7 protein-coding genes are annotated in these 9,764 nt (G+C 60.5%); 6 read left to right on the top strand and 1 reads right to left on the bottom strand.

Translation table 11 applies throughout. From position 1 onward, the window contains the following. The coding region (locus tag JO015_01190; GenBank protein MBV9997703.1) for an FCD domain-containing protein at nucleotides 1-814 on the bottom strand (814 nt) is incomplete at its 3' end. A 388-nt stretch (nucleotides 815-1,202) separates the two neighbouring features. Here JO015_01190 and aldA point away from each other — a divergent pair. The 6 genes from aldA to JO015_01160 all read left to right on the top strand — a co-directional run bounded on the left by aldA (nucleotide 1,203) and on the right by JO015_01160 (nucleotide 9,643). After that, nucleotides 1,203-2,627 (top strand): aldehyde dehydrogenase, encoded by a 1,425-nt coding sequence (gene aldA / locus JO015_01185; protein MBV9997702.1) that lies wholly within the window; start codon nucleotides 1,203-1,205, stop codon nucleotides 2,625-2,627. 118 nt (nucleotides 2,628-2,745) lie between these two features. After that, nucleotides 2,746-3,726 carry an ABC transporter substrate-binding protein gene (locus tag JO015_01180; GenBank protein ID MBV9997701.1) on the top strand — a complete coding sequence of 327 codons (981 nt, stop codon included), beginning with the start codon at nucleotides 2,746-2,748 and terminating at the stop codon, nucleotides 3,724-3,726. 127 nt (nucleotides 3,727-3,853) lie between these two features. After that, nucleotides 3,854-6,664, top strand: a complete 2,811-nt coding sequence (locus JO015_01175) for an ATP-binding cassette domain-containing protein (protein MBV9997700.1) — start codon at nucleotides 3,854-3,856, stop codon at nucleotides 6,662-6,664. After that, nucleotides 6,661-7,656, top strand: coding sequence for an ABC transporter permease (locus JO015_01170; GenBank protein MBV9997699.1), 996 nt, complete (start codon nucleotides 6,661-6,663; stop codon nucleotides 7,654-7,656). The genes JO015_01175 and JO015_01170 overlap by 4 nt, the downstream gene beginning before the upstream one ends. Nucleotides 7,657-7,737: 81 nt before the next feature. Beyond that, nucleotides 7,738-8,826: a mandelate racemase/muconate lactonizing enzyme family protein gene (locus tag JO015_01165; protein ID MBV9997698.1), complete on the top strand. Its 1,089-nt coding sequence runs from the start codon at nucleotides 7,738-7,740 to the stop codon at nucleotides 8,824-8,826. Nucleotides 8,827-8,869: 43 nt separating this feature from the next. Further along, nucleotides 8,870-9,643, top strand: a complete 774-nt coding sequence (locus JO015_01160; GenBank protein MBV9997697.1) for an L-iditol 2-dehydrogenase — start codon at nucleotides 8,870-8,872, stop codon at nucleotides 9,641-9,643. The last annotated feature ends 121 nt before the right edge of the window (nucleotides 9,644-9,764 follow it).

Below are 9,764 nucleotides of genomic sequence, written 5' to 3'. Positions count from 1 at the left end.
ACGTTCGCCCCGGGCCGCCGGCCCAGGCCTGAAAGTCGAAGGTTGACCGGACGAATTCCCAAGCCGTGGTCAGGTGGCGCCGCAACGATTCCTCGGCCAGGTCGGGATCGCGATTAACGATTGCCTTGAAGATGCCTTCGTGCCCCGCGCACATCATCAGGTCGATTTCGGCCGTGCCTTCGATCGATGACCATGGTTTTTTTAACCAATCGACGTAGGCCCGGTGAATCGCCGGATACACCGGGTTGCGTGGAATCGTGTAGAGCACGTTATGAAACGCGACGTCGGTTGCCTCGAAGACTCGCCGCACCCCGACCGCTTCCCGGTTGCGGGCCAATTTCTCCTCAAGTTCCCGGATGTCATCCTTGCGCGCGTTTAAGGCCGCCCAGCGCGCCAGCGAGCCTTCAAAAAACACCCGGCTCTCAAAGATATTCTTTACGCCTTCCTCATCCGTCGTCAGGTGCGCGACCAGCCGGCCTACCGAATCCAACGCGGAATCGTAGTCGGGCTTGTTGACGACCGGGCGGAAACCCGGGCTGGTTTTGAGCAAGCCCCGGCTGGCCAACGCGATGATGGTTTCGCGCACGACGGAGCGGCTGACGCCGTACTGCTTCATCAACTCACGCTCGGACGGCAACGGGTTCCCGGTGATGAGCTCGCCCTTTAGAATCATTGACGCGAGATGATCGAGAAGCGCATCCGACGCGCGGCGACCCGCGCGGTTTAACGGAGACGGACCCTCGGTTGATTCTTCCAGCACGGCTTTGCCACTTTGCCTGTTAGGAGCGGTGCAAAATGCCCATGGTTGTCTCATGGTACGCTGCTTCTCACACCCCTTTTAGGCTTTACCTGGTTACGATCGTCCGCGTTCAGAAGCAACGTTTATTTGGATTCACCATACTTTATCGTTGGTACGACCACCGTTCAACGCGATTCCGCATTGATGGTGGCAATCCTGCCGGATAATTCCCGAAAATCGAGTAAAATCCGTTTGAACCGGCAAATTTGGTGGTTGACACGCCGCAACGGGCGGGTTATCTGGTCAGACCATACGCAGTAATTGCGTCTACCGAATAGTCGAGCGTTTTCACCTGGTAACGCCTCCTTTGTTGTAACAAGCGCCATTTTTTCCCTTTAAACCCCCAGGAAGATCGCCCGTGGATGCCCCTCCGAATACCGTCCCTGCCCTTGGCCCCTGCCGGATGTTCATCGACGGCCGATGGGTTGAAGGTGACGCCTCCCAAACCATCGAGGTAGAGAACCCGGCAAACGAGGAGATTATTGCAACGATCCCGGCCGGCACGGCACAGGACGCGCAGCGTGCCCTGGAAGCCGCGAAGCGCGCCGTGCCCGGATGGGCGGATCTCCCACCGATCGAACGCGGAAAACTGCTGCACAAGCTTGCCGATGCCATCGCGGCTAACCGCGATCGCCTGGCCCGGATCGTCACCCTTGAACAAGGTAAACCTCTTAAGGAAGCGATCGGAGAAATCGGCGCGACGGAAACGTTTATACGTTATGCCGCGGAAAGCGCTCGCCGGATTGAGGGTGATCTTTTGCCGTCCGACAACCCCAAAGAAGAAGTCTGGATCCGCCGGGTTCCGTACGGCGTCGTGGTTGCGTTGACGGCCTGGAATTACCCGTCCGCCCTGGCAGCCAGAAAAATGGGTCCCGCCTTGATCGCCGGTAACACGGTCGTTTTGAAAGGGCACGAGTGCACGCCCCTTTCCGGGCTGGAACTCGCCCGGCTGGCCGATGAGGTTGGGTTCCCGGCAGGGGTATTCAACGTCGTGACCGGGATGGGCCGGACGGTCGGTGAGGCCCTGACGACCAGCCCGCTAACCGACCTGGTCACCATGACCGGCAGCGTGCGCGCCGGAAAGGAGATCTATCGGGCGGGCGCGGAAAAGCTTGCCGTGCTGCGCCTTGAGCTTGGCGGAAAGGCTCCTTTCATCGTGATGGAAGACGCGGATTTGGAGGGTGCCGTGGCGGCCGCGATTACCGCCAGGTTCACTAACTGCGGCCAGATCTGTACCTGTAACGAGCGGATGTATCTGCACGAGAAAATTGCAGACGATTTTCTCGACCGCTTTGTCGATCGTGCGCGTTCATTGAGGGTCGGAGATCCGATGCAGGACGTCGATCTCGGGCCGAAAGTCAACCGTCTCGAGGTCGAAAAAGTTGAGTCGATCGTGAACGAAGCGATCCGGACCGGTGCAAACGTTCTGCTCGGAGGCAAGCGGCTCCGTGACGGCCGGTTCGCCAAAGGCCATTGGTTTGAGCCGACGGTGCTTACCGGCCTGAATAATGAAGCCCCGATTTTCCAGAAAGAGGTGTTCGGGCCCGTGATTCCCGTCCTCCGGTTCCGCGATTTCGAGGAGGCCATCCGCTACGCGAACCAAACCGAATACGGGCTGTCGGCCTTTGTCTTCACCAATGATTTTCGCCGGATCATGAACCTGTCCCGTACCCTTCAGTTTGGGGAACTGTACGTTAACCGTCCGAATGGCGAGCTCATTCAGGGATTCCACAACGGCTGGCGAAATTCCGGCCTGGGTGGAGAAGACGGAAAGTACGGGCTGGACGGCTATTTCCGAAAGCAAACCACATACCTGAATTTTGCCTGAATCGTGCCGGGCGACTTGATCCCAACTCCCCTTTTAAGACGTTTTGAGGTAACCTCCACGATTGTTATCCCTTTTCGAAGCCAGGCAGTCACTGGCTCAACAACCCAAAATCAAACCCATGAAAGTGCTTGCTCAAATGTTCCTCCACGCTTGTGCGGTGATCCTGGCAACGGGGATCGGCAGCTCGATTGCAGCTGATAGCGGTCTGCCGAAGCTCCCAGAAAAAAAGACTTACAAAGTCGGTTTCTCCCAGACCGAGTCTAACAACCCGTGGCGTCTGGCCGAGACCGAAAGCGTAAAACAGGAAGCTGCGAAGCGTGGTTGGCAGCTTGTCTACACCGACGCGGCCGGGTCTGCCGCGAAACAGGTGGCAGACGTCAACAGCATGATCGCCCAACGGGTTGACGTGATCCTGCTTGCCCCGCGTGAGGAGAAACCGCTGGTGCCCGCCGTGATGGCGGCCAAGAAAGCCGGCATCCCGGTCATTCTTCTGGATCGCCGGGTCGATCCGGTGGCCCAACCCGGTCGTGATTACCTTACCTTCATCGGCTCGGATTTTGTGGATGAAGGGAGACGGGCGGCGGACTGGTTGGCGAAGGCGACCAACGGTAAAGGGACAATAATCGAGCTTGAAGGCACCACGGGTTCATCGCCTGCGAACGATCGCCATAAAGGCTTCATGGAGGAGCTTAAGAAGTATCCGGACATGAAAGTGGTCGCTTCCCAAAGCGGCGACTTTGCGCGCGACAAAGGGCGCCAGGTTGCAGAGACGCTGTTGCAGGCTCATCCGGATGCAACCGCGATTTACGCGCATAATGACGAAATGGCGCTCGGCGCTATCGCGGCTCTGGAGGCGGCCGGCAAGAAGCCGGGCCAGGACGTGAAGGTCGTCAGCATTGATGGCGAAAAAGACGGCGTCCAGGCGATCGTTGACGGCAAGATGGGCTGTTCGGTGGAATGCAATCCGCGGCTCGGTCCGAAGGCCTTTGCGGCGATTGAGGCTTACGCGAAAGGCGAGCAGGCGCCTGCATGGATCAAGAGCGATGATCACCTTTTCGACAGCAGCAACGCTGCGGAAAATGTGGCGGGCGCTTACTAATTATTTGCAGACAAGGAGGGGGGCAGTGCTCCCGCGCAGCCGGGAACGGAAGTGCGGTGGTGCCAAGTAGAGGTTCCGTCGCCGGCGGCGCGAGGAGTGCTGCCCTTCTTCCTGCCAGTCACCTGCCATGGCCGCATTTTCTTCGTCGACATCGACACCTGCGCTGCTGAGCATGCGCGGGATTGAAAAGCGGTTTAACGGCGTCCCTGCGCTGTCCGGCGCTTCGCTTGAAATCGGGCGCAGTGAGATTCACGCGTTAATCGGGCAGAACGGCGCCGGCAAGTCGACGATGATCAAGGTCCTCACCGGCTATTATGCCAAGGATGCCGGTGAGATTCTGTTCGACGGAGCGCCATTTCACGCCGATTCACCGAAAGCCGCCCAGGCAGGCGGCATCAGCACCATTTATCAAGAGATCAACCTGGTCTCCTACCGGTCCGTAACGGAAAACATCTGCCTCGGCCGGGAACGAAAACGCTTTGGGTTCCTGGATTGGCCGCGCATGCACCGGGAAGCGGAGGAGATCCTTGCCCGGTTTGACATTCACCTCGACGTCCGGCAGCCGCTTTCACGGTACACCACTGCCATCCAGCAAATGGTCGCCATTGCGCGGGCCGTAAGTTTCCAAGCCAAGCTGGTCATCATGGACGAACCGACCTCGTCGCTGGATGAGCACGAGGTGGCGGTCCTTTTCGGCGTTATCCGGCAACTGAAAAATTCCGGTGTTTCCGTCATTTTCGTCAGCCACAAGCTGGATGAGTTATACGTCGTTTGCGAACGGGTGACGGTCATGCGCGATGGCCGCACCGTGCTGGTTGCCCCGATGGCCCAGGTTTCGAAACTGGAGCTGGTTACCACCATGATCGGGCGCGAAATCGAGTCGCCCTCAGCCGGTCAGACCGCCTTTCATGAAATTGCGCCGGCGCACCATCGCCAGAAGGATAAGGCGCTCCTGGACGTACAAAATCTGGCCGTGGGCCGCCGGGTAACCAATTGCAGTTTTGACGTGCACCCCGGCGAGATCATCGGGTTGGCCGGCCTGCTGGGCTCGGGACGCACGGAGTCGGTGCGCGCGGTCTTCGGGGCGGATCGACCCGATGCCGGCCGGATGCGTTACCAAGGAAAACCCTTTGCGCCCCAGAATCCCGCGGATGCGATCGGCGCCGGGATCGGTTTTTGCTCCGAGGATCGTAAACTCGAAGGGATCGTACCGGAGATGTCGGTGCGGGAAAATTTGACTTTGGCGCTGCTGCCGCGGCTGGCGCAGTCCGGGGTGGTGAATGAAGAGCAGCAGCGCCAGGTCGTCGATCAATTCATCAAGCGGATTCGCATCAAATGCGCAAGTCCCGACCAGCGCATTCGTGAACTTTCAGGCGGCAACCAGCAGAAGGTGCTGCTTGCGCGCTGGCTCTGCATGAATCCCCGGCTCCTGATCCTGGACGAACCGACCCGCGGCATCGACGTCGGCGCCAAAGCGGAAATCCAGGGCTTGGTCGGCAAACTGGCCGCCGAGGGCCTTGGGGTATTGATGATTTCTTCGGAGATCGAAGAGGTCGTGGAAGGTTCAGACCGGGTGTTTGTGCTGCGTGAGGGCCGAACCGTTGCTGAGCTTGAGAAGGAAGGGATCACCGAAGAGGCGATCATGGCGGCGATGGCGGAATCGACGCAGCCGGACGCTGGTCATCCGGATGGGGAAGGCCACCCGGCTCATGGTCGCGCAACGGCTGCCGTCGTGCCCCCTCCAGGTTCAACGGCACAGAATGAGCAATCTGCCTCCGGCAACGGCAACGGCGACCGCGGCGACGGCCGTGCGGACGAATCATTTCCGGAATCGCATCATTCGACGGCGACCGCCACCACCCTTCCCGACGGCGGCACTCCGAAGGCAGCCGTCGATCAGCCGGCCGTCCGAAGGGGAGGGGTTGCAGACGAACCGGCCGGCGCCGCGGTTCAACCCATCGAAACGGGCACCGCTGCCCGGAGAAGGGGCGGGTTAGGTCTGCTGAAGCGGCAAGCCACCCTAGCCGCTCTGCTCCTCCTTGTCCTGTTTAATTTCTTCTTCACGCCCCACTTTGCGACGTGGGAAACGTTATACGTTAACCTGACGCAGGTTTGCACGATCGTGATCGTCGGCGTGGGCATGACCCTCGTGATCGGCTCCGGCGGAATCGACCTTTCCGTCGGATCCCTGATGGCAATCGCCGGTTCGTTGGCCCCGATCATCTTTCTGGGTAAGCTCGTGCCGTTGCCGCTCTGGTGGGGCGTGACGCTGGCGTTCGTCGTTCCGGTCCTGGCGGCCGGTGCTCTCGGGTGGTTCAACGGCTGGTTGATTACCCGGTTCAAAATCCAACCGATCGTGGCTACCCTGGTCCTGTTTATCGCCGGCCGCGGCATCGCCCAGGTGATGACCAACGGCAACCTGCAGGCCTTTCATCAACCGGCGTTCCAGGTAATCGGGCTTGGCCGCGTTTTCGGTCTGCCGGTGCAATCGCTCCTGATGGCGGTTATCGTCGTGATCGCGGCCTGGGCGCTGCGCCGCACCATTTTTGGCCGGCAATTGCTGGCCGTCGGCGGTAATGAAGAAGCCGCGCGTTTGTCGGGCATCCCGGTCGTTCGCGTCAAGCGCGCGGTTTACGCCTTGAGCGGGATTTGTGCGGGGATCGCGGGGTTGATCGTCATCGCGATCAACTCTTCGTCGGATGCGAACCTGGTCGGCTTGGGAATGGAGCTTGACGCGATTGCCGCGGTCGCGGTCGGCGGCACGCTCCTGCTTGGGGGCCAAGCGTACCTGGTGGGAACGTTAGTGGGCGCACTGATCATCCAGCTCGTGCGGTACACCCTTCTGGCCAACGGTGTGCCGGATGCAGCCGCCCTGGTGGTGAAAGCGGCGATGATCATCGGTGCGGTGTATTTCCAACGGCGGGGCGGTTCGCAATGAAACCACGCCCGCAGCGCGGTTCAGGCGCCGGCGCGGCCGCCGTGCAGCTGATCAGCCAGAACAGCGTCATCCTTGCGCTGATTGTAATGATCGTGTTCGGCTCGTTCCGTTACGATCATTTTTTGGGTCTCTTCAACATCCTCACGGTGTTGCGGTACAACTCGATGTTCGCGCTGATCTCGCTGGGGATGTGCTTCGTGATCATGAGCGGCGGCATCGACCTTTCGGTGGGCGCCGCCGCCGCGCTCGGCAGCGTGGTTTCGGCCCTGCTCAGCCCGTACGGGCTCTGGGTGGGTTTGCTGGGCGGGACCGTGGCCGGCGGCGTGATCGGATTACTCAACGCGGTCGCGATCACCCGGTTGCGGATCGCGCCCTTCATCGCAACGCTGGCGGCCATGCTGGCTGCCCGGGGCGCCGCCCTGCTCGTCGCCAACAACCAGTCCGTTTCCGTGTCGTATGACACCGACTTCACGCAAATCGGTCAGGGCGATTTCCTCGGATTTCCGGTTCCGGCCTGGATCGCCGGCCTGTTGTTCGTGGCCGGCTCGATCGCGTTAAATCTCAGCCCCTGGGGACGATACCTCCTGGCGATCGGCGGAAACGAGGACGCCTCGCGTTTGATGGGGCTGCCCGTCGATCGCGTCGTGTTTTCTCTCTACCTGTTAAGCGGGCTTCTTTCCGGGCTGGCCGGCGTCATCCTCGCGGCGCAGTTCGGGGCCGGTCAACCTACCGAAGGCGTTGGTTGGGAATTGTTCGCCATTGCCTCGGTCGTCGTGGGAGGCACGCTCCTCACCGGGGGACAGGGCTCGGTGGTCACCACCCTGGCCGGCGTCCTGCTGCTGGGGCTGATTTTTAACATCCTTAACTTCGAGAATGGTCTCGGTTGGATCAGTTTATCGGCTTACTGGCAATCGGTGATCAGGGGAGCATTTCTGATGTTAGTCGTCATCTTCCAGTCGAAGTTAACCTTTGGTCGTTTGCCCGCGCGGTGAGCCTGATGCGCAATCACTCCTATCATTGGGCACGCTTTGTCCCGGGCGACCCCGTCAACCAACGCGCAAGCCGGCCTGCTCATGCCTAAACTTGTCAACATCCTGCCGGGATTTTACCGGATCACGTTGCCTGTCGCCCTCAGTGACAGCATGCACGGCCGGATGCTCGCGTTTGAACTTAACACCGTGCGGGTTCATGATGCCGACGGCGCAGAGGGCGTCGGGTACACCTATACGTGCGGCCGCAACGGCGGCGCCATTCACGCGCTGCTGGAGCGCGATTTCGGCGATTTCGTGCTTGGGCAGGACGGCGACCGCATCGAATGGCTGTGGAACCGGCTTTGGTGGGGACTGCATTATGGCGGACGCGGCGGGCCGACCGTGTTAGCCCTCTCGGCCTTCGATATGGCGCTCTGGGACCTGAAAGCCAAGAGGCTCAACCAACCCCTGTGGAGGCTGCTGGGAGGCAACGATCCTCACGTCATGTGCTACGCCGGGGGGATCGACCTCGATCTGTCGCTCGAACAATTGCTCCGGCAAACCGATGACAACCTGAAAAAGGGATTTCGCGCCATCAAAATGAAGATCGGGCGAAAGCGGTTGGCTGAAGACGTCGAACGGGTCAAGGCGATGCGGCAACACCTTGGGGAGCAATTTCCTTTGATGGTGGACGCCAACATGAGGTGGACCGTGGACCAGGCGATCCGTGCCGCGCGCGCCATCCAGCCGTTCGACCCGGTTTGGCTGGAGGAACCGATTACCCCGGATGATTTCAGCGGCCACTCGCGCCTGGTCCGTGACGGCGGTTTGCCGATCGCGACCGGTGAAAACCTGCGCACGCTCTGGGATTTCAAGCACCTGATGGAAATCGGCGGCGTGACGTTTCCCGAACCGGACGTCACCAACTGCGGCGGGATCACCCCGTTCATGAAGATTGCTCACCTGGCGGAAGCATTCAACCTGCCGGTCACAACCCACGGCGCCCACGACGTTACCGTCCATCTGCTGGCGGCGGTCCCGAACGCTTCCTACCTGGAAGCCCACGGTTTCGGCCTGGACCACTATATCGCCGATCCCCTCCGGATCGAGGAAGGTTACGCCGTCGCTCCGGAGCGGCCGGGACACGGCATCGCCTTTGACTGGAAGGGGCTTGAATCCATTCGTGCCTGACTCGGACCGGAATCAGCATCTGTAACCCGCAAAGAAAAAGAGAATTATGAGACTGAAGGACAAGGTAGCCATCATTACCGGCGCTGCCAGCGGTATCGGCAGGGCCATCGCCGAACGCTACACGGCGGAAGGCGCCCGCGTGGTGATCGCGGATTTGAACGTTAAAGCCGCCGAAGAACTGGCCCAACAGCTCGGCAACGGCGCGCTTGGTACACAATTCGACGTGACGAGCCAGGAATCGATCGATCACCTGGTCGCCACGGTCGTCGAGAGAGCCGGACGCATCGATATCCTGGTCAACAATGCAGGGATTTTCGCGATGGCCCCGGTCACCGAAGTTAGCCGGGACCAGTGGCACAAGCTTTTCGCGGTCAACGCCGAAGGCAAGTTTTTCACGATGCAAGCCGCCGCCAGGCAGATGATCAAACAGGGGCACGGTGGAAAGATCATTAATCTGGCAAGCCAGGCAGGGCGGCGCGGCGAAGCGCTGGTCTCGGTTTACTGCGCCTCCAAAGCCGTGGTGATCAGCATCACGCAATCCGCGGGTCTCGCCCTGATCAAGAATGGCATCAACGTCAACGCGATCGCACCGGGGGTCGTCGATACGCCTTTCTGGGAGTTTGTCGATCGTGAGTTTGCGCGGTACGAAAATCGTCCGCTCGGCGAAACCAAACGGATGGTAGGCGCAGCCGTGCCGTATGGCCGGATGGCGAAACCGCAGGACCTCACCGGCATGGCGGTTTTCCTGGCCAGCGAGGATGCGGACTACATCGTCGGGCAAACGTACGGCGTCGACGGCGGCAACTGGCTGGCTTAGCGTCACACAGCGGGCACGGCGATTTGGCGGGCACAACGTAAGAGTTCACACGGCGAACACGGCGAGCCACGGCGAACACGGCGGAAAGAGGGGGAGAGAGTTCGGAGTTCGGGGCTCGGAG

The organism is Verrucomicrobiota bacterium, from assembly GCA_019247695.1.
Classification (GTDB): Bacteria; Verrucomicrobiota; Verrucomicrobiia; order Chthoniobacterales; family JAFAMB01; genus JAFBAP01.
This window is presented reverse-complemented; position numbering and strand designations above follow the sequence as displayed.

Coding starts and splice junctions, on each gene's coding strand:
- JO015_01165 (MBV9997698.1), top strand. CDS start 7,738: ATGCCTAAACTTGTCAACATCCTGCCGGGATTTTACCGGATCACGTTG.
- aldA (MBV9997702.1), top strand. CDS start 1,203: ATGTTCATCGACGGCCGATGGGTTGAAGGTGACGCCTCCCAAACCATC.
- JO015_01175 (MBV9997700.1), top strand. CDS start 3,854: ATGGCCGCATTTTCTTCGTCGACATCGACACCTGCGCTGCTGAGCATG.
- JO015_01180 (MBV9997701.1), top strand. CDS start 2,746: ATGAAAGTGCTTGCTCAAATGTTCCTCCACGCTTGTGCGGTGATCCTG.
- JO015_01170 (MBV9997699.1), top strand. CDS start 6,661: ATGAAACCACGCCCGCAGCGCGGTTCAGGCGCCGGCGCGGCCGCCGTG.